The 25,892-nt window shown below is 73.3% G+C and carries 20 protein-coding genes and 1 pseudogene; 7 read left to right on the top strand and 14 right to left on the bottom strand.

The genetic code is table 11. The features are described from left to right. Window positions 1-17: 17 nt before the first annotated feature. From ABD369_RS03215 to ABD369_RS03205, 3 genes are read right to left on the bottom strand one after another with little or no spacing between them, the layout of a single operon-like run. Complete coding sequence (locus ABD369_RS03215) at window positions 18-2,813, bottom strand: M48 family metalloprotease (protein ID WP_344634635.1); 2,796 nt, start codon at window positions 2,811-2,813, stop codon at window positions 18-20. Between the two features lie 54 nt (window positions 2,814-2,867). Then, a complete protein-coding gene (locus ABD369_RS03210; protein ID WP_344634634.1) occupies window positions 2,868-3,401 on the bottom strand; it encodes a hypothetical protein in 534 nt (177 codons plus the stop codon). Further along, window positions 3,379-5,487: a serine/threonine protein kinase gene (locus ABD369_RS03205; RefSeq protein ID WP_344634633.1), complete on the bottom strand. Its 2,109-nt coding sequence runs from the start codon at window positions 5,485-5,487 to the stop codon at window positions 3,379-3,381. The genes ABD369_RS03210 and ABD369_RS03205 overlap by 23 nt, the downstream gene beginning before the upstream one ends. A 103-nt stretch (window positions 5,488-5,590) precedes the next feature. Here ABD369_RS03205 and ABD369_RS03200 point away from each other — a divergent pair. Next, window positions 5,591-5,713 (top strand): annotated as a pseudogene (locus ABD369_RS03200) (IS5/IS1182 family transposase); the annotation flags it as partial. A 308-nt stretch (window positions 5,714-6,021) separates the two neighbouring features. After that, window positions 6,022-7,239, top strand: a complete 1,218-nt coding sequence (locus tag ABD369_RS03195) for a PP2C family protein-serine/threonine phosphatase (RefSeq protein ID WP_425557526.1) — start codon at window positions 6,022-6,024, stop codon at window positions 7,237-7,239. A gap of 167 nt (window positions 7,240-7,406) precedes the next feature. Here the strand turns inward: ABD369_RS03195 and ABD369_RS03190 are convergent, their stop codons facing one another. Beyond that, window positions 7,407-8,021: a TetR/AcrR family transcriptional regulator gene (locus ABD369_RS03190; protein ID WP_344634631.1), complete on the bottom strand. Its 615-nt coding sequence runs from the start codon at window positions 8,019-8,021 to the stop codon at window positions 7,407-7,409. A gap of 185 nt (window positions 8,022-8,206) precedes the next feature. Here ABD369_RS03190 and ABD369_RS03185 point away from each other — a divergent pair, with 185 nt between their 5' ends. After that, window positions 8,207-9,400, top strand: a complete 1,194-nt coding sequence (locus tag ABD369_RS03185) for an FAD-dependent oxidoreductase (protein WP_344634630.1) — start codon at window positions 8,207-8,209, stop codon at window positions 9,398-9,400. Window positions 9,401-9,449: 49 nt separating this feature from the next. On the opposite strand, the gene ABD369_RS03180 is transcribed toward ABD369_RS03185, so the two are convergent. Beyond that, window positions 9,450-10,301, bottom strand: coding sequence for a helix-turn-helix transcriptional regulator (locus ABD369_RS03180; RefSeq protein ID WP_344634629.1), 852 nt, complete (start codon window positions 10,299-10,301; stop codon window positions 9,450-9,452). Between the two features lie 87 nt (window positions 10,302-10,388). Here ABD369_RS03180 and ABD369_RS03175 point away from each other — a divergent pair, with 87 nt between their 5' ends. Beyond that, window positions 10,389-11,189, top strand: a complete 801-nt coding sequence (locus tag ABD369_RS03175; protein WP_344634628.1) for an SDR family NAD(P)-dependent oxidoreductase — start codon at window positions 10,389-10,391, stop codon at window positions 11,187-11,189. Window positions 11,190-11,245: 56 nt separating this feature from the next. Here the strand turns inward: ABD369_RS03175 and ABD369_RS03170 are convergent, their stop codons facing one another. The 7 genes from ABD369_RS03170 to ABD369_RS03140 all read right to left on the bottom strand — a co-directional run bounded on the left by ABD369_RS03170 (window position 11,246) and on the right by ABD369_RS03140 (window position 19,918). Beyond that, window positions 11,246-11,905 (bottom strand): response regulator, encoded by a 660-nt coding sequence (locus ABD369_RS03170; protein WP_344634627.1) that lies wholly within the window; start codon window positions 11,903-11,905, stop codon window positions 11,246-11,248. A gap of 99 nt (window positions 11,906-12,004) precedes the next feature. Next, window positions 12,005-13,594 (bottom strand): ABC transporter permease, encoded by a 1,590-nt coding sequence (locus ABD369_RS03165; protein ID WP_344634626.1) that lies wholly within the window; start codon window positions 13,592-13,594, stop codon window positions 12,005-12,007. Beyond that, a complete protein-coding gene (locus ABD369_RS03160; RefSeq protein WP_344634751.1) occupies window positions 13,594-14,484 on the bottom strand; it encodes an ATP-binding cassette domain-containing protein in 891 nt (296 codons plus the stop codon). The genes ABD369_RS03165 and ABD369_RS03160 overlap by 1 nt, the downstream gene beginning before the upstream one ends. A 90-nt stretch (window positions 14,485-14,574) precedes the next feature. After that, on the bottom strand, window positions 14,575-15,957 hold the full coding sequence (locus ABD369_RS03155) for a sensor histidine kinase (protein ID WP_344634625.1): 1,383 nt from the start codon (window positions 15,955-15,957) through the stop codon (window positions 14,575-14,577). Window positions 15,958-16,154: 197 nt separating this feature from the next. Next, a complete protein-coding gene (locus ABD369_RS03150; protein WP_344634624.1) occupies window positions 16,155-16,871 on the bottom strand; it encodes a hypothetical protein in 717 nt (238 codons plus the stop codon). Window positions 16,872-17,290: 419 nt separating this feature from the next. After that, window positions 17,291-17,950, bottom strand: a complete 660-nt coding sequence (locus ABD369_RS03145) for an NADPH-dependent FMN reductase (RefSeq protein WP_344634623.1) — start codon at window positions 17,948-17,950, stop codon at window positions 17,291-17,293. Window positions 17,951-18,232: 282 nt separating this feature from the next. After that, the gene (locus tag ABD369_RS03140) at window positions 18,233-19,918 is read right to left on the bottom strand and encodes a serine/threonine-protein kinase (protein ID WP_344634622.1); all 1,686 of its coding nucleotides are present in this window, start codon (window positions 19,916-19,918) and stop codon (window positions 18,233-18,235) included. A 463-nt stretch (window positions 19,919-20,381) separates the two neighbouring features. Here ABD369_RS03140 and ABD369_RS03135 point away from each other — a divergent pair, with 463 nt between their 5' ends. Continuing rightward, the gene (locus tag ABD369_RS03135; RefSeq protein WP_344634621.1) at window positions 20,382-21,074 is read left to right on the top strand and encodes a DUF4389 domain-containing protein; all 693 of its coding nucleotides are present in this window, start codon (window positions 20,382-20,384) and stop codon (window positions 21,072-21,074) included. 321 nt (window positions 21,075-21,395) lie between these two features. On the opposite strand, the gene ABD369_RS03130 is transcribed toward ABD369_RS03135, so the two are convergent. Continuing rightward, a complete protein-coding gene (locus ABD369_RS03130; protein WP_344634620.1) occupies window positions 21,396-22,100 on the bottom strand; it encodes a hypothetical protein in 705 nt (234 codons plus the stop codon). Then, window positions 22,097-22,666: a sigma-70 family RNA polymerase sigma factor gene (locus ABD369_RS03125; RefSeq protein WP_344634619.1), complete on the bottom strand. Its 570-nt coding sequence runs from the start codon at window positions 22,664-22,666 to the stop codon at window positions 22,097-22,099. Before ABD369_RS03125 ends, ABD369_RS03130 begins: the two co-directional genes overlap by 4 nt. Before the next feature lie 387 nt (window positions 22,667-23,053). Between ABD369_RS03125 and ABD369_RS03120 the strand changes: the two genes are divergently transcribed. Together ABD369_RS03120 and ABD369_RS03115 are read left to right on the top strand one after the other, a co-directional pair. After that, the gene (locus ABD369_RS03120) at window positions 23,054-23,908 is read left to right on the top strand and encodes an SAM-dependent methyltransferase (protein WP_344634618.1); all 855 of its coding nucleotides are present in this window, start codon (window positions 23,054-23,056) and stop codon (window positions 23,906-23,908) included. A 421-nt stretch (window positions 23,909-24,329) separates the two neighbouring features. Next, entirely contained in the window at window positions 24,330-25,832 is a 1,503-nt protein-coding gene (locus ABD369_RS03115; RefSeq protein WP_344634617.1) for an MFS transporter, read from the top strand. Window positions 25,833-25,892: the final 60 nt, after the last annotated feature.

Below are 25,892 nucleotides of genomic sequence, written 5' to 3'. Positions count from 1 at the left end.
GCGGGCAGCATACAGGCCTAAGGCAGCAGGAGTCGCTGGGTCGGTCCGGAGAGGCTGAGCAAGTGGTCGAAGATGGCGGCCACCGGGTCCGGCTGCGGGTCGAGGGCGGTGAAGAACCGGTCCATCTCCGCCGGGCCGGCCGGGGGTGGGGCGTCGAGGCAGTGTCTTGCCTGGGTGCGGGTGTTGGCCAGGGCGACCGTCCAGGCGGCCTGCTCCGAGGCGACCGGGACGGGGAAGTAGGCGTCGGCCCGGTCGGCCGCGTTGAGCAGGTCCGTGCAGGCGTGCCGCAGCGCCGCGGCATCCACGTTGCCGTCCGGGCCGACGCTGCGGTCGGCGGCGGCGAGGGCGTGCTCGTACTGTTGCATGATGCTGCGCCCCCCGAAGTAGCCCCAGGCCCAAACCTGCAGACCTGCCGTCAGGCTGTCCACCGGTCTGCGCTGCAGCGCAGTGACGGTCGGGTCCGGGCCGGACCCGACCGGGCCGGACCTGGCTCCTCCGGGCGTGGTGTAGCCGACCAGGCCAAGTCCGAGCAGGGCCAGGCAGCCGACAGCACCGCAAATACGGCGTACCACACGGTACTTGGGGCTCGGCTCGGCCTCGGGGCAACGGGGAGCGACAGGGGCCCGCCGGCGGAGCCGTGCAGCGGCTGCGAACGGGAGCGCTGCCACGATGCTCACCATCCCCGCCACGGCAAGGAATTGGGGAAGGAAGAAGGCGAGCAGCTGCCGGCCGTTCCCGGCAGGGAAGCCGCAGGAGGCTCGCACCGTCTCCAGCGCGGGCACACAGCCGTCGGTCGCGTTCACGGCGAGCAGGACGGTCAGGCCGGCGGCCGTCGCCGTGCCCGCGCCGACGGCCGCCGCCGCACCGCTGCCCCGGCCCATCAACGCCCCGCTCGCCGCCGCGAGGACCGCACCGCAGAGCAGCAGTACGAAGATCCAGCCGGTGTAGACCGTCAGGGCCGGGACGAACGGCTGCTCGTCCCGCCAGATCCACACCTGGGCCCGGTGCGTCAGGGCGAGGGCCCCGGCGCCGACGGCCGCGCCGCACAGCAGACCGGGCAGGACACCGGCCGCCCGGGCGCGCACCCCGCCGAGCAGCGGGATGACCAGAGGGACGAGCCACAGCGCGACGGTCAGCCAGACGGTCCACCGGAACCGCGCCAGGAGGACGACGATCAGCGTGAGGTTGGCGATGACGTCCGAGGTGGGCGAGGGCGACAACTGCTCCGAGGGCTCGAAGCCGGCGTTCAGGAACGAGAGCGCGGTGGCGGAGGAGTACGGCATCCCGGCGGCGAAGGAGGTCCCGGCCGCCTGCCACCAGCCGTACCACCAGGCGAAGGCCGCAGCGGCGACGGAGACGGTGGCCACCCCGGCCGCCGACCGCCGCAGCCCGGGCCGCAGCCCGGTGGAGAGCGCCGCGCAGCCCGCCGTCCACCAGAGCACGGCGGCGGGCACCAGCACCGGTAGCAGCAGCAGGAGCGCCTCGGGGAAGCGGGGCGCCCAGTCGAGCCCGAGGAACTGGCTGCAGACCAGCTCGCCCAGCAGGTGCCCGGCCCCGAACCAGAGCCCCGCGCGTATCCCGGACGGCCGGGCGGCCCCCGGCGGGGCGTGGACCACGCTGCGCCGGACGGCGCCGGCCGCCACGACGGCGGCCAGCAACGCCGCCGGCCAGACCCCGGGGTCGCCCAGCCAGGTCGGCAGGTAGGTGTTCAGGCCGGGGGTGAAGGTGAGCAGGTAGCCGAGGACGGCGACCGACACCCCGGTCAGCACCAGCTGGGGCGGCCGGACGGCGACCGGCGCGGCGGCGTCGGCCAGCGCGGCGGCCCGGGCCTCCCAGGACGGATGGGTGCGCAGCAGCGCCCGCACCGCCCGGCCCGCCGCCGCCACCGGGCCCCGGCGGCGCTCGGCCGTCCGGCGACGCTGCTGCCGCGTCCAGTAGCCCGGGTCGGCGCCGTGGGCGACGGCGTCGAGATCGGCGTGGATCTCGCGGGCCCGCAGCAACTCGGCGGTGGTGAGCTGCATCAGCAGCACCATGGCCGCCGCCAGGGCCAGATCCCGGGCCAGCGGCGCCGGCGGGGGCGAGTGGAAGGTCGGCGCGAGGACGGCGGGCAGCAGCTTCCACCCGACGGCCACCACGAAGGGGAGGACCACGCAGACCAGGAACACGCGCCAGAGCGCGATGGTCAGGTAGGTCAGGTCGACGTCCCGGTTGCGCAGGTGGGCGTACTCGTGGAGCAGCGTCGCCTCGAAGGCCCGGCGGTCCGTCCGGTACAGCGTCACCAAGCCCAGGTCCAGCCGGAGGCTGTACCGTCCGAACCGTCCGAGAGCGACGGCGTTCACGCTGAACGGCGCCGCCCGGTCCACCACGAAGGCGGGCGTCCTCGGGAGCCCGCAGCGGGTGGCCAGTGCGGTCAACCACTCGGTCAGCTCGGCCTGGTCGAGCGGGACGGCCTGGGTGCGGTGCTGCTTCCAGCGTGGGATGAGCAGGTGGACCAGGACGGCGAGGGCCAGCACGCCGACGGTGCCGAGCAGCGGCAGCCCCAACAGCTTCCACGGGCCCAGGTATGTGTCGACGCACCGGCGGTAGGCCGGAACGCTCAGCGGCAGGTAGTTGGCCAGGCTGGTGTGGTCCGGGTCGGCGCCGGCCGCCAGCGCGCAGCCCCCGGTGGTGTTGAGCGGGTCGACCACCAGCAGCAGCAAGTCCGAGAGCATGGCCAGCGAACCGGCCGTGAACACCCCGGCCAGCAGGACGAAACGCCGGGTAGTCCCGGCCCCGGGCCGGGGGAGGAGGAGTCGGGCACTCCGGTCGCTCATCGGCGGCCCTCGGCACGCCGCCCGGTCATCCGCTTCCCCCGCTGCGCCGCCTGGTCACCCCTCGCCCTCGGCGCTCCGCTCGGGCCCTTCCAGGGCCTGCGGCAGGAGCGCGAGCCGCCGCACCACGCCGTCGGCGATCCGCTCGCCCCGCTCGGGGGACAGGCGGGCCTGCCGCGCCGCCTCCAGCACGCACTGCTCGACCGAGGCCAACTGCTCGGGGGTGAGGGCGGGCAGGGCGACGGGCACCGGAGTCCGGCGGCGGCGGAAGAACCCGCGCCGGGCGAGCCCGGACCGGCCCGCCCGCTCCACCACCGTGTCGACGACCCGCCGGACGGACTCGTCCACGACGATCCAGACGGCCGGAGTCAGCAGGACGCCGAGTTCCTCCAACCCGAAGCCCAGCGGCTCGCCCCGGGTGGGCCGGGAGCCCAGGCGCTCCAGCGCCGTCGCGGGGTCCAGCCCGTGCAGCGACTCGGCCAACGGCAGCTCCGCCGGGGCGAGTCGGGCGATCACCGCGGTGACGATGGCGTCCCGCAGGTCCGCGGCCGACGGCTCCGGCAGGTGCTCATCCGAGGGACTGGAGTTCATGCTGCTCCTTGGCGACCAACTGGTCGACGTCGGTGGGGCTGAGGGGGTGGACGACGAGGTCGAGCCGGTCCGCGTAGTCCCAGAATTGGGAGCTTCCGGAGGCGTTCGCCCTGGCCTGGTTCTCGGCGGCGGCCTGGTCGAAGAGCGGACCGCCCGCGGGGTTGTTGCAGGTGAGCTTCCCGCTCAGGCTCGTCCCGGTCAGCTGGTAGGGCTGCAGGCCGCTGGTGCACCCGCCGACCTCCCGGCCGCCGGTGGTGATGGAGCCCACCTTCAGCTCGATGTACACCTTGTCCAGCACGTAGGCCGCCGAGGAGGCGTTGTAGACGGGGCCGGAGAAGGCGACGTTGACCAGGCAGCCCGTGTGGCTGCAGGCGACGTTGCTCGCACCGTCGTTCTGCTGGAGGATCTGGACCGAGGCGCCGGTCGTGGCGGTAGTGAGCTCCTTGGTGTACTGCACGACCTTGCCGTACAGCCCGGCGGCGTCGGTGACCGGGGTGAGGGTGATGCCGAGCGAGTTGGTGAGCGGCGTGTGCGCCTCCAGCGACCTCGGCTGTTGGCTCGACGGGTTCTTCGCCATCGCCTTCAGCCCGGCCAGCGCCGTGATCAGGTTCGCCGGTTCCCAACGGAGCACCCGGTAGGGGGCTTTCTGCGTGACGTACAGATAACCCTGGACGGTGTCGGCCCGCCAGGCCGGCTGCCCGTCCACGGTGACGGCGGCGGCAGCCTTGTCGCCGACCACCGGGAGGCGGGGCTGCTGGTCGAGGGCCGAACTCAGCGTCGCGGCCAGCTGCGCGGGCGTCACGTAGGTCTTGAGCAGCGAGGCCATGTTCTTCTCGTCGTTGCCCGGGTCGTAGGTCCAGCCCTTGAGCGCGGTGTCGTTCCGGTAGCTCAGGTAGTCGTGCCCGGCGACCGTCACCAGGTCCTCGTCCACCTTGTCCGAGAAGTCCGCAGCCTCGCCCACGGAGCCGAACCGCTCGGCGGCGGCGGTCACGGTGACGTCGTAGTAGCCGGTGTACTGGTCGTGGTCCTGGTACCGCACCCCAGGCGTCCGGGCGAGCGCGGCCAGCGCCTGGGTGAAGGGCTCGCGCACCTCCTGCTTCGGGCTGCCCCCGTCCAGCAGGAGCACCAGGACAACGGCCAGGACGGCCATGACTACGGCGCCCGCTACCGCGAGCCGGCTCCGCCGACGCCGCCACCACGGCCCGGCCCCGGGCCCGTCGGGGCCCAGCAGCGGCTGGGCGCTGGCCGTCGCCGCGGCCGCGTCGGCGAGAAGGCGCTCGCCCCGCTCCGGCCACTGCGGGCCGTGGACCTCAGCAGCGGCCGCCTCCAACTCCGCCAGGAAGGACCGGGCATCGGGGTACCGGGCCTCCGGCGCCTCGGCCGTGGCGCGTACCACCACCCGGCGCAGCGGCTCGGGCAGGTCGTCGGGCGCCGCCGCACCGGGGGAGTGGCCCACCGTGGCGGGCTGACCGCCGGTCAGGCACTCAAGGAACACCAGCGCGGCGGCGTACCCGTCGGAGGCGGGCGAGGCAGGCTCGCCGCGTCGCAACTCAGGGGCGCGGTACGCCGCGTCCGTCTCCGACAGGTCCGCCGTCGCCGCAGCGGCCGGGCGGCCGGTGTTGAGCACCTGACAGTGCCCGGTGAGGTCCACCAGGACGTCGCTCGGTCGGTAACTCCCGTGCACCACGCCCTGCTCGTGGGCGGCGGCCAGACCGAGCAGTGAGTCGCGCAGCACCGCGAGCCCGGCCTCGGGCGGGAGACGACGGACGGCCAGTAACGCCTGCAGGCTCGCGCCCTCCACCGCCGCCATGACCACGGCGACGCCCTCGCCGTCCGGCGAGGGGAGCACCTGGTCGATCCGGACGAGATTCGGGTGTCGCAGCGCGGTGCCCCCGGCGGGCGCCGCGAGGAGGTACTTGACCACGGCGAGCGCACCGGTGGCGTCCGAGCGCACCAGCACGACCCGGCACGGACCGGTGCCGAGCGGTCGTATCTCCGTCGTCCCCGGTACCCGCCAGCCGGGCATCTGCTGCCCCGGCACCGACTGCCCGGGTAACGTCCGGTCCTGCCCCGATGCCTCCGGCATGCTCGCTCCCCCGAGTCGGCAGTCATCCGTGGACACTCAGCCTAGGACCGGCCATACACCCTTGTACATGGCCGGAGTTGACGGCTAGGCCGTGTCTCATGAGTGCTTCGCCAAGCTGAAGCAGTTCCGGGCAGTGGCAACCAGGTTCGACAAACTGGCCAACCGCTACCGAGCCGGCGTCGTCCTCGCCTCACTGATCCTGTGGCTGCGAGCCGAGGAACAGTGACCCACCACAAGATCAATCATGAGACACGGCCTAGTAGACCGGCTGGCGATATTCCGAGGGGCTGACCGCCACCGCTGAAATCGGGCACGATCCTCCAGGGGCCGACGAGCACGGCTGATCGGGTGAGCGGCGCACGAGGTGCGCCCGGTCGAGCTCGGCTGACCGCTCTGGCCGGTGTTCCCGCCTTTTCCGCAGCCGCCCCTCCCGCCCTCGCCGCAGCCGCTCCCGCCCTCGCCGCGACCGCTCCCGGCGCGGCCGTGCCTGACGTGAGAGCGGTCGGGATCGGTGTGAGACTGGGCGCGGAAGGGGTGATCCCCGTGTCGGAGCCACCGCACGCGCCCGCCGGTCCGGATGCCACCATCGACGAGAATCGGCTGGAAGAGCTGGTCATCGAGGCGCAGACGGCCCTGCCGTTCGAGCTGCCCGACCTGGCGAACCGGTGCGCCTCGGCCCTCGGCCTGGGCGCCGCACTGATCTACCTCGCCGACCTGCAGCAGCGGCTGCTCATTCCACTCGACGAGACCTCGGAGCCGCTGCTGGTGGCCGACTCGTTGGCCGGCTGGGCGTACCGCACGGTCTCCTCTCGGGTGGTCGACGCAGACGACGAAGTGATCGTCTGGATGCCCCTGGTCGACGGTGCGGAGCGGCTGGGTGTGCTGGCGGTCCGGTGTGCCGCGCTCGACGGTGTACGGATGCGCCGCTGCCGGATCCTGGCCCATCTGTTCGCCATGCTGATCACCTCCAAGCGCGCCTACAGCGACTGGCTCGCCGCCCGCTCCCGCACCGCGGTCATGCGGTTGCCCGCCGAGATGCTGCGGGCCTTCCTGCCACCCGGAACCGTCGGCAGCAGCAAGTGCGTCTCGACCGCGGTCCTGGAACCGGCGTACGACATCGCCGGCGACGCCTTCGACCACTCGGTGGTCAAGAACGTGCTGCACACCATGGTCCTCGACTCCATGGGTCACGATCTGGCCTCCGGCCTGACCACCTCGGTCGCCATGGCCGCGGCGCGGAACGCCCGCCGCGGTGGTGGCGACCTGGCCGACATCGTCGGCTCCGTCGACGAGGCGCTCGCCCACTGGCTGCCCGACCATTTCTCCACCGGCGTGCTGTGCCGGCTCGACGCGGACACCGGGGTGCTGAACTGGGTCAACTGCGGTCATCCGGCGCCGCTGCTGATCCGTGCCGAGCGGGTGCTCCACGGGGCGCTGGACAGCCCCCCGCAGCCCCCGATCGGCCTGGCCGGTGAACTCGCCCCGGTGGCCCGGCAGGTTCACGAGACGACACTGGAACCCGGCGACCGCGTCCTGCTCTACACCGACGGCGTGGTGGAGGCGCGCGACGCGGACGGTGCGGAGTTCGGCCTCGACCGGTTCACCGACTTCATCATCCGCTCCTCCGCCGCGGGCCAGCGCCCGGCCGAGGTGCTGCGGCTGCTCATCCACGCCATCCTCGATCTCCAGTGCGACCAACTGCGGGACGACGCCACCATCCTGCTCTTCGAATGGCGCCCGCAACGCCGGTGATGCGGTACTGCCTGATCTGGCGATGCGTCAGTTCGGTGCTATCGCGTCCTTCCGCCGGGTCCGGGCGGTTGCGGACGGGCCGGTGCGCACCGACGCTCCTGTCGCTAGGCGGGTCGGGGAGCGGGTCGGCTGTGCGGTCGTCCGGCTCGGCTGCGTGGTCGGGGCGGTTACGCGGAGGCGTCCGAGGGGTGCGGGGCGCGGTCCGTGGTCGCCTGGGTGAGCGCGAGGCTGGCGCGGCGGGCGGCGGCGATGACGTCCGCGGGGTCGGCGTCGGTGCCCAGCGCCGCGAGGAGTGCGGCGCTCGCGGTGTCGAAGGTCATCCGCAGCAGGATGCGGTCCTGCGCGCTCGCGCCGTCCTCCGCGAGTAGGTCGATGACTCGGTCGAAGGCCGTGCGGACGTCCTTGCCGCTCTCCGCCAGCCGCCGCATCAGCGGCTGGTTGGCGTGTGCGAGGCGCATGGCCCGGAGGTGGTCCGGGGTGGTGCCGTCCAGCCACCGGAGTGCCGCCCGCTGCGGCAGGTCGGGTGTCCTCGGCTGCGCGGCGACCCAGTCGACGAGGTCGTCGAGGTCACGGCGGCGACCCGCCATGAGGCTCGCGACGATGTCCTCCTTGTTGCGGAAGTGGTAGTAGAGCGACGACTTCGTCAGCCCGAGTGCCTCGGTGAGGTCCCTGGTCGACGTCGCCTCATAGCCCTTCTCGGTGAACAGCTTCAGTGCGACGCGGAGGATCTCCGCGCGCGTCTCGGCGCCCGAGCGCCGGTCACTCCTGCTGGTGGACGTCATGGTCACTCCCTCTCCGTCGTCGCCATCCTACGCGTCTTACCGACCGCCCGTTCAGTAGTTGCTTACCGGGCGCCCGTTCAGCTAACTTCACTTACCGACCGCCCGTTCAGTAAATGTCGGACCGGCCGGTCGCGAGGCTGCCGCCATGAGGTGGGACAGCCACTGCCATGAGTGAAGGAGACCCCATGAAGACCACGCCACGCATCGCCGTCATCGGCGCGGGGCCGGCCGGGCTGATGTGCGCCCGGGTTCTGCAGCTGCGCGGTGTCGACGTCGCGGTGTACGACGCCGACGCGTCCGTCGACGCCCGGGACGCCGGCGGCACCCTCGACCTGCATGCCGACTCCGGTCAGATCGCGCTGGAGGACGCCGGCCTGATGGAGGCGTTCACCGAGCTCGCCCGGCCCGAGGGGCAGGCCCACCTCCGGCTCGACCAGCACGGTGCCGTGCTCGCCTCGTTCGTCCCCGACGGGGACGACGACGCCGCGCCCGAGATCGACCGGGGCCGGCTGCGGGCGATGCTCGCCGCGCACGTCGCGCCCGGCACCGTACGGTGGGGCCACAAGCTCGTCCGAGCCGTGGCGGTGGGGGAGGGCGGACACCGTCTCGAGTTCGCGGGCGGCGCCGCGGTCGAGGCGGACCTGGTGATCGGGGCCGACGGCGCCTGGTCCAGGGTGCGGCCGCTCGTCAGTGACGCGGTGCCCCGGTACAGCGGTGTCTCACTGCTCGAAGTCCGCTTCGACGACGTCGAGCGCCGCCACCCGCGGATCACCGAACTCGTCGGCGACGGCCACATGTTCGCCAACAACGGCAACGGCCAGGCGATCATCGGTCAGCGCAACGGCCACGGTGTCGTCCGCGGTTACGTCGGCATGCGCGCTCCGCTCGACTGGCACACCGCCGCCGGCGTCGACCTCGGCGACGCGGCGGCCGTCCGGGGCTTCCTGCTCGAGGAGTTCAGCGGCTGGGCCGAGCGGCTGCTGCCCTTCCTCATCGACAGCGACCACGGCTACACCAACCGGCCTCTCCACGCCCTGCCGGCCCCGCTCGCCTGGGAACGCACCCCCGGGGTCACGCTGCTCGGCGACGCGGCCCACCTCATGTCGCCCTTCGGCGGCCATGGCGCGAACCTCGCCATGCTCGACGCGGCCGAACTCGCCCGGGCGATAGCCGAGGAGCCCACCCTGGACGCCGCCGTCACCCGTTACGAGACGGCCATGTTCGCCCGCTCGGGGCCCCTCGCCGTCGGCGCCAACCAGGCGCTGGAGCGGTTCTTCGCCTCCGGCTCCCACATCCCCGACCACGCGGCCGAGCACCAGCGGTACAAGGAGGCGGCTGCCGACTACCGTCGCCGACAGGGCGCTTCGGCCGCCGAGTAGCCGTGCAGCCGGGTAGCCGACGGTCGTTGCCGCTCCGCGCCGCGGAGCATCAGCCGGGCACGTCCATGCGCTGCGTACCGATCACCGACAGCAGTCGCAGCGCCTCCTCGGACGGCGAGCCGGGGGCGGCGGTGTAGATCACCAGCCGCTGGTCCCGGTCGGTGATCTCGAGAACGTCGCAGTCGACGGTGACGGGACCGACCAGCGGGTGCCGGAGGGTCTTGCACAGGGCGGGCTCGGCACACACGTCGTGGGAGGCCCACAGCCGGGCGAACTCCTCGCTTCCGGCGAGGAGTTCGCGCACCAGGGCAGTCACCTCGGGATCGTCGGGGTAGCGGGCGGCGGTGGCGCGGAGGTGCCGGGCCGCGCTGCGGGCGAACTCCTCCGCGTCCGACAGGCCGTACAGTCGGCACCCGTCCGGGCCCGGCCCGAGGAAGGCGCGGTGCACCAGGTTGCGCTCACGCCGCGACAGGGCGGAGAAGTCCTCCATCAGGGCGGCTGCAAGATCGTTCCAGGCGATCACCTCGTATGTCGCGGACAGCACGATGGCGGCGGCCTGCGGCAGCCGGTGCAACAGGTCGAGGATGCTCTGCCGCACCTCGCGGGAGGGCCCGGTCGGCGGGAGCGGCGGGGCGCCGGCGAGATGGTGGAGATGGCCCCGCTCGGCATCCGACAGGCGCAGGGCGCGGGCCAGCCCGGCCAGCACCTCGCGCGACGGGCGCGGGCCGCGGGCCTGCTCCAGCCGGGTGTAGTACTCGGTCGAGATGAATGCCAGCTGCGCCACCTCCTCGCGGCGCAGCCCAGGGGTGCGGCGGCGCGGCCCGGCGGGCAGACCCGCGTCCGCAGGGGTGATCCGTTCGCGCCTGCTGCGCAGGAAACCGGCAAGTTCTCGTCTGTCCACACCCCAGTGTGTAACGGGAGCCGCCGCCACCATCCAGGTACTGCCGGTACCTGGATGGGTTCCGCGGTCGGGCGCAGGCTCGTCGTCATGGAGAACACGCAGAACACCAGCACATCCACCCAGGCCGGCCCGGGCCTGCTGGCCGGCAAGGTCGCCCTCGTCACCGGTGCCGGGCGCGGCATCGGCGCGGCCGCGGCACGCCTGTTCGCCCGGGAGGGCGCCCGGGTGCTGCTCGCGGCCCGTACGGAGGCCCAGTTGAAGGCCGTGGCCGAGGAGGTACGGGTGTCGGGCGGCATCGCGGACCACGTCGTCTGCGACCTGGCCGACGCGGCGAGCGTGCGCGCCGCCGTCGACCGTGCCGTGGACCTGTACGGCAGGCTCGACGTCGCTTTCAACAACGGCGCGACGGGCACGCCGCCCGGACCGCTGGACCGGGTGCGGGAGGCCGACTTCGACCACGTCTACGCCGTGAACCTCAAGGGGACCTGGCTGGCCATGGCCGCCGAGGTCGCCGCCATCCGGGCCACCGCCGGGACGGGGGCCATCGTCAACACCTCCAGCGTCGGCAGTCTGATGGGCAACCCCGAGCTGCCCGCGTACGCCGCGATGAAGCGTGCGGTCAACAGCCTCACCGAGACGGCCGCCGTCACCTACGGCCCCGAGGGCATCCGGGTCAACGCCATCGCCCCCGGCACCACGCTGACCGAGATGCTGCGCCAGTGGGACGAGGACTCGCCCGGCGTCATCGAGCGGTTGAACGCGAATACCCCGCTGCGCCGGGCGGCCGACCCCGATGAGATCGCCCAGGCCGCCGCCTGGCTGCTCAGCGACCGGGCCTCCTACGTGACCGGCACGGTCCTCAGGGTCGACGGCGGCCTGCGCGCCTGAACCGGCGGCAGGACCCGCGCCGACGGCCCGCAGGTGGTCCGTACGGTCCGTACGGGCTACCTGCGGGCGTAGCCCATCTCCCACGCGTGCACCGCGATCCCGACCCGGTTCTGCACGCCCAACTTCCGCTGGATGCTGGCGACATGGGTCTTGACGGTGCCCGCCGAGATGAACAGCTGGGCGGCGATGTCGGCATTGGTCCGGCCGGCCGCGACCTGTCCGGCGATCTCGATCTCCCGCTCGGTGAGCGCTCCGCCCGGCGGGGTCCGGCGGGCGGCGGAGGACCGGCCGGGGGTGAGATGGCTCAGCAGCCGTACCGTGATGGACGGGCTGATCAGGCTGTCACCGGCCACCGCCGCCCGGACCGCCTCCACCAGCAGGGCGGGCCCCGACCGCTTGAGCAGGAAGCCGGACGCGCCGTGGCGCAGAGCCGGGTAGACGTACTCGTCGAGGTCGAAGGTGGTCAGCACGACGACCCGGACGGGATCCGCGGCGGTCGGTCCGGCGAGCCGACGGGTCACCTCCAGGCCGTCCATCCGGGGCATCCGGATGTCCACCAGCGCGACGTCCGGCCGGAGTTGACGGGCCAGTTCGACCGCCGTGGCGCCGTCGGCGGCCTCTCCGACGATCTCGATGTCCGGCTGGGTCTCCAGGATGCGGCGCACCCCTCGGCGGACCATCTCCTGGTCGTCGGCGATCAGCACACGTATCGTCACGGGAGGTGAGTCTGCCATGCCTGCCCGGGCAACCGAGCCGCCGTCACCTCCCGGCCGTCACCGTGCCGCCCTCACCGTCTCGTCATGGTCGCCGGACCGTCAGCGCCGGACCGTCCGCCGGGCGGGGTCGGCGACCAGGGCGACGGCCAGCAGGGCGGCGGTCAGTGCCGTGACCGCCAGCGGTCCGGGCCCGGCGAGGTGGCCGTGCCGACGGACCACGCCCATGAAGTCGAGCGCCGCCGTGCCGTTGAGCACCAGGTACCAGAGCGGCGGGTAGAGCATCTGGAAGAGCCGGTGGGAGCGGCTGACCAGGCCCAGGGCGAGGCCGAGCGCGGGCACGAACAGCGCCCCGCCGACCCAGCTGGCCAGCATCGGCCAGTCCGCGGCCAGCACTATCCGCACCGCCGGACCCGCGCCGGTCAGCGCGCTGAGCACCACCCCGGCCGCCCACTCCGCCAGCACCCGGCCGCGCGGCGCCGGATATGCGCCGAGCAGCGTGTCGACGCCGTACTCCTCCCGCTGGGTGCCGAGCCGCGACCAGAGCAGCAGGGGCAGCAGCCAGGCGAGCAGCAGCACGCCCCGGGTGCCCGCCGGGTACGGCAGGACGAGGGCGGGCAGCACCAGTGCCGCGAGGAGGAGCCAGCACCAGCGTGGCAGGCCCTGGAGCAGGATGCGCACCTCGCCCGCCAGCAGCCGGCCGAAGGTCCGGCCCGGTACGACGGCGGCCTGCGGCAGCGGGGTCAGCGCGGTGTACGGGGGCGCGGGCCGGTGCGGGACCGGGGCGGCGAGCGGCTCCGGGGCGGGGTCCGTCAACCGGAGGGGAGCGGCGCCGCGCGAAGGGTCGAAGCGGTGGAACCAGAACGCGGGCAGCAGGGCCAGCAGCACCGCGCCGAGGACCAGCAGCAGCCGGTCGGCGGCGAAGGTCGGGTCGACACCCATGCCGTTCCACTGGACGGTCTGCAGCGGGTGGGCACGGGAGGTCAGACCGAGACTGAACTCGGCATCGCTCAGGTCGACGTTCCGGGCCACCAGGGCATCGCGCATCGAGGCGACGAACGGCCGCACCCCGAGCCCGCCGAGCGGGGCGGTCGGCGACTGCCCGCCGAGCGCCACCGCCAGCGCCACGAAGAACCAGAGCGCGTTCCCGAGACCGCCGCGCAGTCCCGGCACGGTTTCGACGAGCAGCGCGGCGCCGGCCGTGACCGCCAGCAGCGGCAGCGTGACCAGTAGGTACGGGGTCAGCAGGGCGACCGGGTCGACGTCGGTCGACTCCCCTCGGGTCAGTTGCAGTACCAGGGCGGTACCGGCCAGTGCGGCCGCCATCGAGCCCAGGACCGCCAGGTTGCCGAGGAACTTGGCGGCCAGATAAGCGGTGGAGCGCAGCGGAGTGGTGGCGAGCAGCCGGCCGACCCCGGTGCTCTCGTCCCGGGCCACGGCGCCCCGTACGACGTAGAAGCCGGCCAGGGTCAGCCAGAGCGCGCCGGCCAGCGCGGTCGACCAGCCGACGTAGGCGCTGTTGTAGACGCCCCGGTAGTCCCCGAGGTTGAGCACCGACCAGCGGGTGCCGACGGCCGGAACCGCCAGAGCGCCGAGGCCGACGGCCGCCAGCAGGGTCATCGCGTACGCGGGCCGGCGTGCCCGGTAGCGGAAGTCGCCGAGGGCCAGCGTGAGCAGCGCCCGGGGCGTCATCACCGCACCGCCCAAGTCGTCTGGTCCGCCTGCTGGTTGACGACGGCGAGATACGTCTCCTCCAGGCCGGGAGCCACCTGCACCGCGCCCGGGTACGGCGGTGCGGGCGCGAGCAGCCGTACCCGGACGCCGTCGGCGGTGCGCACCTGCCGGCTCACCAGGTGGCGGGCCTGGACGGCGGCCACCTCGGCCGGGCCGACCACGACCTCCCAGACCTGGCCGGCCAGTTCGCGCAGCAGCTCGTCGGGGGTGCCCCGGCGCCGCAGCCGCCCCTGGGTCATGATCGCGATGTCACCGGCCACCGACTCGATGTCGGAGACGATGTGCGTCGAGAAGATCACCACCCGGTCCGTGGCGAGGCTGCTGAGCAGGTTGCGGACCCGGACCCGCTCCTGTGGGTCGAGCCCGGCGGTCGGCTCGTCGACGATCACCACCCGCGGGTCGGCCAGCAGCGCCTGGGCGATGCCCACCCGGCGCAGCATGCCGCCCGAGTAGGCGCGCAGCGGGCGCCGGACCGCCTCGGTGAGGTTGACCAGTTCGAGCAACTCGTCGATCCGGGTACGGGCCGCGCGGGCCGCCACGCCCTTGGCCGCGGCCAGGTAGCCGAGGAACTCACGCGAGGTCAGGTTCGGGTAGACCCCGAAGTCCTGCGGGAGGTAGCCGAGCGAGCGGCGGAGCAGGTCGGGGTGGGCCAGCGCGTCGTTGCCCGCGAAGCGCAGCTGCCCGGAGGTCGGACGGGTGGCGGTCGAGGCGATGCCCAGCAGCGAGGACTTGCCCGCGCCGTTGGGGCCGAGCAGGCCCAGCATGCCGGGGCCGAGCCGCAGCGTGACGCCGTCGACGGCCCGCTTGCCGCCGCGGTGGACCTTGGTGATGTCGGACAGTTCGAGCACGGTGTCGGCCGCAGTGGGCGACGGCTGCCATGCGGTGGTGATGGGGTGAGGCATGCCCGTCAGCTTCGTCGGTCACGGGCTCGCTGCCATCTACCTTTCGGCAGATATCGGCGGCCGGCCATCTTCGGTGTCGGCGATCGGGGGCCGGACTCTTTGGGCGTCGGCCCGCAGCGGCAGGAGGCAGCTGACCTGCCAGCCCGTCCGTCCTGGTGCGGCGGTCCGGCCGTCCGCGGCCGGTCCCGCTCCGGCCGGTTCCGTCGCCCCCGCGTCCGTCGCAGCCGCTCCGGCCACGGACCTGTTCACCGGGCCGGCCACGAAGGTGCCGCCGAGGGCGGCGATCCGCTCGGCGGCGGCGGCCAGTCCGGTGCCGCCTCCGCTGCGCGGGCGCCGGGCGAGAGCGCCGGGCCCGCCGTCGTCGGTGACGCTCACGGCGACGGCCGGGCGGCCGTCCGCACCGGTGGCGCGCTCGACCCGGACGGCCACCCGCCGCGAACCGGCGGCGTGACGGCGGACGTTGGTCAATGCCTCCAGGACCACGGCGTACGCGGCGCCCTCGGTCTCGCGCGGGAGCGCGCCGGCCAGACCGGGCTCGAGGTCGAGACTCGCGCGGGTCGTGCCGGTGGTGGAGAACCGGCTGGTCAGGTCCGCCAGGTCGGCCAGCCCGTAGACGCGGGTGGGTGGCGGCTCGTGCGTGGCCGTGTCCGCCGCGCCCGCCGTGCCGTCGGCGTCCGCCGGTTCGCGCAGCGCCCGTACGGTGTCGTCCATCGCGTCCAGGGCGCGCAGCCCGGCCTCCTCAAGTCGGTGGAGCAGAGCGCGGGTCTCTGCCGGGTCGTCGCCGGAGAGCTGGGCGGCCTGCGCCTCCAGCACGATGCCGGTGATCTCGTGGGCGACGAAGTCGTGCAGATCGCGGGCGACTTCGAGGCGCTGCTCGCGCCGGGCCCGCGCCACCGCGCGCACCCTGCGCCCGTCCAGGGCCCGCAGATAGGCACCGACCCCGGCCGCACCGGCGACGCCCAGCAGGGACAGCGCGACCGCAACCGCCGACGGCCCGGGATGCAGCACGGGCGCCCGGAGCGTGAACCGCAGCGGCAACACGGCCGCCACGGCCCCGGTGAGTACCGAGAACCCCGCCACCCGACGGCCCGGCACCCGACGGACCACCCGGTGGAGCAGCACCAGCAGGGCGGCCCACTCGAACGGCAACCAGACCAGCACCGGGCCCTGCTGCCACGCGTACCCCAGGTCGACCAGCAGCGACACCACGGCGACCGCACTCGCCACCGTGGCCAGCCGCACCCGCCCGGACGGCCAGGGCAGCAGAGCACCGGCCACCGCCGCACCGGCCGCGACCGCGAGCGGCAGTGCGCCGAGCGGTGCGATGACCGTAGGCGACAGCATCGTCAGGGCGGCGACGCTGCTCCAGATGCGGCGCTGACGGCGCCAGCGGCGGGCTGACAGGTGATCACTGCGCATACGACTGAGCGTACTGGCCGTGCCGGGACGGCCCTGGGCGGCCGAGGCGGTCGGCCGGTTCCGACCGGGCCCTGCCACCGGTTCGCGCCGGTGTGGCAGCACCCGTTGCCGTCGAACGGCCGACTCGTCCGGTGGGAGCAGGACTTGGAGCGACGGGGGGAAGGGGAACCGGCCCACGAGCAGCGGCGCCGCAGCCGTCAGTCGGAGTCGACCGGATCGGCGGGGTCGGTGTCCTTGATGCCGAGCTTCGTCTCCGCGGTCGTCCAGTCCGTGGCGATGGCCTGCTGAGCCGCGGCGAGGGTCACCTTGCCTTTGCAGATGGCCGTGTGCAGGTGGGTCTCGACGCTGTCCTTCGGGTTGTTCGGGCCCTTGCCCGCGACGTGGTCCGGCGACGGCGGCTCGACCCAGAGGTTCCTGGGATCGTTCGGGTCACCACCGAGCTGAAGGCTTATCAGGTGGTCGTACTCGGCGTCGCCCATGGGGCCGGTGTACCCGTACGACTTGGCGTTGTCGGTCTTCTCCTTGCCGGTTATGTTCACCGGCGGCCGGATCGTGGAGGTGTACCCGCCCGTCCGGCAGATCGTGTCCTTGAGGTCGGCCTGGGTCACGGCCGGGCTCACCGCACCCGGAGTGCACGCCGGGTCCGGCAGCGGCTGCCGGTCCGAGGTGTACCGGTAGTGACAGCTGCCCGCTGTCGGCTGCGCCGCAGCGGTGTACTTCGGCTGCGGCCCGGCCCCGACCGGGACGGCTCCCCCGGCCTGGGCACCCGAGGCGGGAGCTGAGGCCGCTGTCGGGGGCGGTGCGGTGTGATGATCACCGGACTTGGCGGTGTGCCCGGTCTTCGACGAGCACCCGGCGGTGGCGGCCAGCACGAGAGCTACGGCGGCCAGAACGGTACGGGCCCGACGCTGCATCAGTCCTCCATGGGATCGCGCGACTTTCGGTCAGCAGTGCGGGGCGATTCTGCCAGGCGTTTCCGCGAGCGCTGCAGGTGGGCGGGGGCGCGCGGGGATCGGCGCCGGCGGGGGCGCGCGGGTGAAGGTGTCGCACCGGACGGCGCGCGAGCACTCCGTGCGCGAACCCGTGCGCCCGGGGGCGCGCGCGAAGCGGGGGTGCGGGAGACGGGCGCAGAGGACGGGAGCGGGAGCCGGGAGTGGTGCAGCACGAAAACCGCCGTAGCGGACCCGGATCCGCTACGGCGCCGAGCGCACTCCGGACGACAGCGTCGGCTTCGGCCCGCTGCTCGAACTCGCCCGGCGTGCACGGGAGACGGCGGCGTGCCCGGGGCGGTCCGCGGGTTCCGGCGCCCCGGTCGGCTGGTCGGCGCCTGCCGCTACTGCTCGGCCCGCTGGGTGATGGGCGCATCGGTGCGGTCCCCGAGGAACTCGTACCACCGGCGCTCCAGGCAGACGTAGCGCATGTCGGCCTCGACCAGGCTGAGGAAGCCCGACACGGTCTCGGTGAGGCGCTGCTGCAGGCCGGAGTCCTTCAGCGTGCCGTCCTCGGCGAAGGCCTGGTAGCAGTTGGCCAGGCTGAACATGTCCGGGTAGACGCGGGTGCCGAGGTGCTCCAGGGGGACCCGCAGGGCCCACAGCCCGCGGTTGCCGCCGACCAGGGAGGGCGACGCGGACACCAGCATCGCGTGCTTGGTCTTGAACGGCTGCGGCTGGACGCGCGAGACCCAGTCGACCGCGTTCTTCAACACACCGGGGACAGAGGCGTTGTACTCGGGGGAGGAGATGACGAAGGCGTCGTTCCGTTCGAGCCGGTCGCGCAGCGCCAGGGCGCCGGACGGCAGGCCGTGGGCGGCCTCCACGTCGCCGTCGTACAGCGGCATGTCGAACTCGTGCATGGCGGCGAGGTCGACCGTGGCACCGGTGTCGGAGATCTGTCGAGCCACCAGCGAGGCGAGGCGGGCGTTGGCCGACCCCGCCCGCAGCGAGGCACCGAAGACCAGGACCCGCAGCGGGCCGGGGTGGTTGTCCGTGGGCATGGAGGCGTCCTTCAGTCGTATGGACTCGCGCCCGGCCGGGGCGCCACGGGGACCAGTGTGGCCACGGCGGCACCGCCGCGCCAGAGGACTGAGCCTTCCGGAGCAACGCCGTCGGCAGCGCGCCCGCCTGTTCGCGCCGGTGGGCGTCGCCGGATCCGCCGGCCGGGCTCCGGGACACGTCGGCGTACGCCAGGCCCCGCGTGACGACGGCCGTGAGCCGGGCCGGAACGCCCGCGGCGGGCCGCCTCGGTGATCCCGCGTCACCCCTTCCGGTTCACCGGCTCAACTGCCGCTCCGGTAGTAGTCGATGGAGACCTTGACGGGCCCGTCGTCGGTGGTCGTCGAGATCACCCTGACGATCGCGATGCCGAGGTCGGCCTCGGCCCGGACGCAGAAGGCCCGGCCCGACGGCAGGGCGCTGAAGGGCAGTTTGGTGACCGGCTGGGTCTCGATGCCCTTGATGCAGCCGGCGAGGGTGAGCTGGTCGCCCCGGGCTATGTAGGCGTCGTTCTCCTCGGCGAGGGAGAACTCCGTGGCGGAGCGGCCGAGGTACCAGGTGGCGGCGCCCGCGGGTAGCACCTTGCCGGCCTTGAGGTCGAACTCGTAGGTGTGGTCCGGCGAGGCCAACTCGGCCCCGGTGTAGTCCTCGGCGTATCCCGGTACTTCGGCCGGGTCGGCGTCCGGGTCGGCGGCCGAGTTCCCGGGGGCCGGCTCTGCCGGGTCGTCCGAGGAGTCGGTGGCGGCGGTCGTGTCGCTGCCGGCCCGGTCGAGCAGGACGTACGCGCCGCCGGCGCCGAGCAGCAGCGCCGCGGCGGCGGTCAGTGCGATCACGCGGCCGCCCCGGCGCCTGGATCCGGCCCGCCCGGCAGGGGCGGCTTCGGGGGGCGCGGCCGGAGCCGGCAGCGGGTGGGCGCGCGCGGTCGGCGCGTCGGCGAGGGAACGCGCCGCGTCGAGGACCGTGGGTGGCGCGGCCAGGGCGGTGGGCGCCGCGTCGAGGACCGTGGGTGGCGCGGCCGGGGCGGTGGGCGGTGCGTCGGGGGCGGTCGGCAGGTCCGAGCGGCGGGAGATCTCGGTGCTGACCTGTGACGGCAGCCAGTCCTCGGTGAACAGGAGCTGCCCCGAGATCGCGGGGTGGCGGTGAGCCGCCTCGATAACCTCGGCGGCGGACGGCCGATGCTCCGGCTGCTTGGCCAGACAGTGCCGGAGCAGCGGATGCAGGGACGCCGGTACCCGGGTGAGGTCCGGCTCCTCGTGCACCGCACGGTACAGCGAGACGGAGGCCGGGCCGTTGCCGAACGGCGGTGTGCCGCCCGCGATGTGGACGGCCAGTGCGCCCAGGGCGAAGATGTCGGTGGCGGAGGTCGCGGGTGCGCCCATGGCCTGTTCGGGCGCCATGAAGCCGGGCGATCCGATCTGGATGCCGGTGCCGGTGAGCGCGCTGGCGTCAGCGGCGCGGGCGATGCCGAAGTCGATGACGCGCGGACCGTCGGCGGCGACCAGGACGTTGGCCGGCTTCAGGTCGCGGTGCACCACGCCGGCGTCGTGGATCACCTGGAGCGCCTCGGCGACGCCGGCCATCAGCAGCAACACCGTCCGCTCCGGGAGGGGACCGTGCAACTGCACCACCTGCTGCAGCGAGGGACCCGGCACGTACGCGGTGGCCAGCCACGGGGTGGCCGCGTCGACACCCGCGTCCACCACCTGGGCGGTGTAGAGACCGTGGATGCGCCGGGCGTTGGCGACCTCCTGGGCGAACCGGCGCCGGAACTCCGCGTCCTCCGCGAGTTCGGGGCGCACCACCTTGACCGCCACGGGCCGTCCGCCCGGGGTGTGGGCCAGGTAGACCCGGCCCATCCCGCCCGCGCCCAGCCTGGTGATCAGGCGGTAGCCGCCCACCTCCGACGGGTCGTCCGCGGACAGCGCCTGGAAGGTCGGCGGCGGGCCGGCCGGGGATGTGGGTGTGTACATGCGCTTGCTTTCTCAGCGGGCCGGAGATCACACGGCTGGCCGATCAGCTCCTCAGGACACCCCGAAAGGCGATCACATGACATGACCATCCGCTCATTGACCCGATGCAGTCTAGGACGGCCGGGGGCGACGCTCCGCACCAGGTCGCGGTAGCACCTCCGGGAGCCCGGGTGCGCCGATGCCGGAGCCCGGGTGCATCGACGCCCGGAACTCGGTACACGGAGTGGCGCCCCGGCCGCGGCACGGCCGTCCCGCGCTCCTGGCGGCGGCCGGAGCGGTGGAGCTTGGATGCCGTGCGTGAGACGGTGGACGGAGAGGAACCCCGGAGGCGCGGTCCGGTACGGCGTCATGCCGAGCCGGGTGCCGTGCGTCCGCGGCGGCACGGCCGAGGAAGTGCGGCGGGGGAGACGGGGCCCGTCGGGCGCGGGCATCGGCCCTCGTGACCGAGAAGGAGCCCAGGGCCATGGCGACGACCACAGCGGCGGACCGGCCGATCAGGGTCGAGGCGGTGCTCGACGAGCCGTTGTCCCGCTGGCTGTGGCTGGTGAAGTGGCTCCTCCTGGTCCCGCATCACATCGCGCTGAGCATCCTCTGGCTCGCCTTCGTCCCGGTCGGCGTGGTCGCCTCGGTCGTGGTCCTGCGCACCGGGCGCTATCCGCGCAGGCTGTTCCACTTCGCCACCGGCGTGCTGCGCTGGACCTGGCGGGTGGCGTACTACTCGTACGGGGCCCTCGCCACCGACCGCTATCCGCCGCTCAGCCTGGGCGCCGAGCCCGGTTACCCCGCCCGTCTGTACATCGGCTACCCGCGACGGCTGCCGCGCGGGGCGGCGCTGGTGAAGTGGTGGCTGCGCGCGACCCCGCAGTACCTCCTGATCGTGCTCTCCCTGGGCAGCTTCCGGTTGCTGTGGTGGATCGGCGGGTTCCTCCCCGTCCTCGCCCTGGCCGCCCTCGTGGCCATGGTGTTCACCAGCCCCGCGGTGGTCCTGCTGTGCACCGGGCGCTATCCGAAGCGCCAGTTCGACGCGCTCGTCGGGTTCGACCGCTGGCTGATCAGGGTCCTTGCCTATGCCTTCCTGCTGACGGACGAGTATCCGCCGCTCAGGATGGACCGGGGCGGTACGGAGCCGCACCCGCCCGTGGCCGCCGAGGCCTGAACTTCCGGACATCCGCCCGTCCCGGTCGATCAGACTCCTTGTGCGGTAACCGAATTCGGGCCCGCCGGCGATGTCCCCGCCGACATTGTCGCGGTTGTACCGCTCGGCCTCGGCCGCGGTGGCGGCCCGCCGGGTCAGCACCAGGTCTCGGAAGCCCGGTGCGAACCGCTCGATCTGCGCGGTGACGGCGTCGCCGACGTCCGAAGCGCCCCCACGCCGGTCCGCCCCCACGCCTGACCGCCCGTGCGTCGGTCCGCCCCCACGCCGGTCCGCCCCCACGCCTGACCGCCCGTGCGTCGGTCCGCCCCCACGCCGGTCCGTTCAGCCCGCCGCCGAGGCCAGGTTCCGGACCAGATCGGCGGACAGCTGCGGGATCTCGCCGTGGTCCTCGTCGTCGCCGTCCACGGTGAGTTGGTTGATCACCGCAGCCAGCCGTGGGGGGAGCCGCACGTCCAGGCCGTGGTAGCAGCGCGCGATTATGTCCGCGCGCACCTGCGCGGGCAGCAGTTCGTACGGCGCGTCCAGCACCCGCTGCCGGGGACGCGGGTGGGCCGCCAGCTCCTCCGCCTGGAGCCGCCAGAAGTCGGCGTCCTCGATCTCGCCACGGCTGCGGTGCAGCAGGTTCAGACAGGACGCCGCCGTGTAGTTGCCGCCGCCCGCCGCGAACTGGAGCCAGAACTGCGCCGCATCCCGGTTCCCGGTGATCAGCAGCAGCGCCCCGAGGACCAGCGCGCCCTCGGGGTGGACCCGCCGGTCGTTGACCAGCCGATCGAGCGAGGCCGCCGCCGCCGGGGCGGCCAGCACCAGTGAGGCCAGTAAGTCCAGCTCGTGCGCGGCCTGTTGGTGCTCGGACGGCAGCGGTGCCGGCGCCGTCATCAGCCGCCGCCAGGCCAACCCGGAGGCGCCGGGGGGCTGTTTCGGCGGCAGGCCGGCCGGCGCGTCCCGGCCGGCCGGGGAAGGTGCGGGCCGCCGGTTCTCGCGCACCGGGCGATCCCGTCCCGCGAGGCGGTCCGATCCGGGGTTCACCGCACCTCCCCCCACCCGGCCTCGCGGCCGAGGACCCGGGCGAGCCGCTTGACGGCCTGGCTCGCGGTGGAGCGTACGTTCGCCTCGGTGATCCCGAGGTAGTCCGCGATCCGGGCGTCCTGCAGACCGAGCAGGTAGCGCAGGACGACCACGTCGTGCTGCCGCTCGGGCAGGCGCCGGATCGCCTCGTACAGATCCTCGCGCTCCTCCAGCGACTCCAGGCTGATCCTGGCCTGGTCGGCGAAGTGGCGCACCACCCTCGCCCAGTCCGGCACGGTGGACTCCGGCGGTAGCCGGGCTTCCTTGAGCACGGCGTCCGCGAGGGCGTCGGCCACGTGCTCCTTGATGAGCATCCAGGCGTAGCACGCCGGAACCGCCTGGCGCAGGGCGAGATCCCAGTGGCTCCACAGGTGGTCCTTCATCGTCGCGACCGCCCTGGCCGCGTCCGCCCCGTCGCGCAGTCGCGCCCGGGCGAATCCCGTCCATGCCCGCTCGTGTGTCTCGCAGAACGCCTCGAACGTCAGGCGGGGCCGACTCGGCCGTACGGCCCAGTCGTTTTCGTTCACGTCCCGATCCTCCCCGGCGGGCCCTCCGATGGCCGCCCGGTCCGCTGCTCCTTTGGCCGCGTGGTGCTCCGGCGTGCGGCCGGTTCAAGGGGAACCGGAGTCCCCTCGAGACCATTGGAGCTCATTTGGAGGGCTGTTGTGAAAGTGATCACACAAAGACATTTGCGAACGGTGGACTGATTGATCATCACTTGATACTTCGTCATACCGACGCACCAAGTGTCCCATCGGGCCTCGTTCCTGATCAACCGTGCCTGTGCACATCGTTCGTGTCGATGCGGCCCTTGATTCTCCGGGGCCCGTTGTGGGCATAGTGGCAGGGGTCGCGCCAGGGTTCGCCAGGCCGGCTCGGCGGGGCGGACCTGCGCGCGGGGACGGGCGCGGGACATGGGGAACCACGGACACTTGGGGGAGTGGGTGGCGGACGACACCGTGCGAGCAGGCACCGAATCGGATGTCGAGGTGAACCTCGACGTGCATGTGGCGCATTCGGCGAGGATGTACGACTACTACCTGGGCGGCACCACCAACTTCGCCGCCGACCGGGAGGCCGCGGGCCGGGCCCTGGCGGTCTTCCCCTGGGCGCGCGCCGCCGCCCGCGCCAACCGCACCTTCATGCACCGCTCCACCCGCGCGCTGGCCCGGTCCGGCATCCGGCAGTTCCTCGACATCGGCACCGGGATCCCCACCTCGCCCAACCTGCACGAGATAGCCCAGCGGGAGATCCCCGAGGCCCGGGTGGTCTATGCCGACAACGACCCGATCGTCCTCACTCATGCGCAGGCGCTGCTGCTCAGCACCCCGCAGGGCCGTACCGCGTACGTGCCCGGCGACGTACGCGAGCCGGGGAGGGTACTGGCCGCGGCCCGGGAACTGCTGGACTTCTCCCGGCCGATCGCGCTCAGCATGAACGCGCTGCTGCACTTCGTCCCGGGGCGGGCGCACCGGATCGCCGAGGAGATCAAGGCCGAACTGCCCGCCGGAAGCGCCCTGGTGATCAGCCACTTCACGCCGGACTTCGCGCCGGAGGAAGCCGCGCGGCTGATCCAGGTCTACACCTCGGCCGGCACCCCGGTGCACGCCTGCACCAAGGAACAGTTCGCCCGGTTCTTCACCGGCTGGGAACTCCTCGATCCGGGTGTCGTCTCCACTCCGAGGTGGCGGCCGGACGAGGCCTCCGCCGCCGATCCGGTCAGCGATGCCGAGGCCTCCTGCTACGGGGCGGTCGCGATCCGTCGTTGACATCCTCCCCCGGGTTTAGCCGGGGGAGGATGTCAAAGCCACTGCAGCTTCTTCGAACTGCGAAGCGGGACCAGTAGGTCGAAGGCGGAGGGTGGCCAGGCCGAGCCCGGCTCCCGTACGGCCGGGGTGGGAACGTTCAATGCCTTGTCGGTCGACGACGGCACGGCACTCGACCGGCCCGCCGCCGGTGCAGGGGAAGCGGCTGATGCCCGAACGGGCGTCGGCCGCTTCCCATTTGCCCTGGGTCGACTCTGGAGAGTCGCCAACTGGTCGCTGACGGTGTGCGGTTGGGTCGGGCGTCCGGGGGTTCGCCTGGTCCGGACGGCTTCTGTCGCGCGATGCGAGTATGTCATCATCTGAAGACATCGTCTGATGACATCACTTGATGACAACTCGATCTCCGACAAGGGAGGGCGCGTCCATGCACACCCAGACGGGGCGGCCGACGCGACGGCAGCGGGCTCTGGTGCCCGTACTGGTCTTCCTCGGCACCGTGGTGGCGGTGATCAGCAGCCTCGGCGCCCCGCTGATCCCGACCATCGCCACCGCCGATCACGTATCGCTCGCCGAAGCCCAGTGGTCACTGACCATCACCATGCTGGTCGGGGCCGTCGCCACCCCGGTGCTGGGCCGCCTCGGCGACGGGCCGGGGCGTCGGACGGTGACGCTGGTCGCGGCCGCCGTGGTGGTGCTGGGCAGCGTGCTGGCCGCGCTGCCGCTCGGGTTCGGATGGCTGGTCGCGGGCCGCGGGCTGCAGGGCGTCGGGCTCGGACTGACCCCGCTGGCCATCGCCACCGCCCGGGACAGCCTGCCCGCCGCGGCCTCCCGCTCGGCCGTCGCGCTGCTCTCGATCACCACCGTCGCCGGCGTAGGCCTCGGCTACCCGATCACCGGCCTGATCGCGCAGTCCTTCGGCATCCACGCCGGCTTCTGGTTCGGCGCGGTGATCAGCGCCCTGGCCCTGGTGCTGGCCGCCCTGGTGCTGCCCCCGGCCACCGGGCGCGTGCGGCACCCGCTCGACACGGCGGGCGCGGTGCTACTCGGCCTGGCACTCGCCGGATTGCTGCTGGTGCTCAGCGAAGGGGAGACCTGGGGCTGGGCAAGTAGCCGCCTGTGGGTGGTCGCGGCCGCTGCGGTGCTGCTGATCGCCGGTTGGATCCGGCACGAACTGCGCACCGCCCACCCGTTGGTGGAGCTGCGCACCCTGGCCAACCGGACGGTGCTGACCGCCGACGTGGCGGGCCTGGTCGCGGGCGTCGGGATGTACCTGCTGATGTCGCTGGTGATCCGGTATGTGCAGACCCCGGTGAGCACCGGCTACGGCCTGGGCGGATCGGTGGTGGTCGCGGGCCTGGTGCTGCTGCCGTTCTCCGTGCTCTCCGTACTCTCCAGCAAGGTGGTCCCGGTGCTGGCCCGGCGCACCTCCACCGCCCTGGTGCTGCCGCTGGGCTGCGCGGTCTCGCTGGTCTCGGTGCTGCTCTTCCTGTCCGCCCGCAGCCGGCTGTGGGAACTCGTGGTGGTGATGGCGGTCGCCGGGCTGGGCGTCGGCTGCACCTTCGCGGTGATGCCGGGACTGATCGTCGCCGCGGTGCCCGCCGACGAGGTCGGCAGTGCGGTCAGCTTCAACCAGGTGCTGCGCTACGTCGGTTACTCCACCGGTAGTGCCCTGTGCGGCGCCGTGCTGCAGGCGCACACCGCGCCAGGACGGCTGCTGCCCGCCGACAGCGGCTACCGGGATGCCGCCCTGCTGAGCTGCGCGGTGTGGGTGGTGGTCGGGCTGGTTACCATCGTCCTGCCGCGGCGCAGCGCCCCGGCGGCCGACCGGGCCAGCGTGGACGAGGAGCTGATGGTGGACGAGAGCATCGCGGACATCGCACCCGGCGAGGCCGAGGTGCCGGTCCTGCACACCCGGGCCGAGCGGTGACCGAGGCGGGACGGGGGCGCGACGGGGCGGCCGCGGACGGTGGGAAGGCGCCCGCGCCGG

Source organism: Kitasatospora cystarginea (genome assembly GCF_039533515.1).
GTDB classification, from domain to species: domain Bacteria; phylum Actinomycetota; class Actinomycetes; order Streptomycetales; family Streptomycetaceae; genus Kitasatospora; species Kitasatospora cystarginea.
The sequence above is the reverse complement of the archived record's forward strand: the minus strand, read 5'-3'. Positions and strand labels throughout refer to the sequence as shown.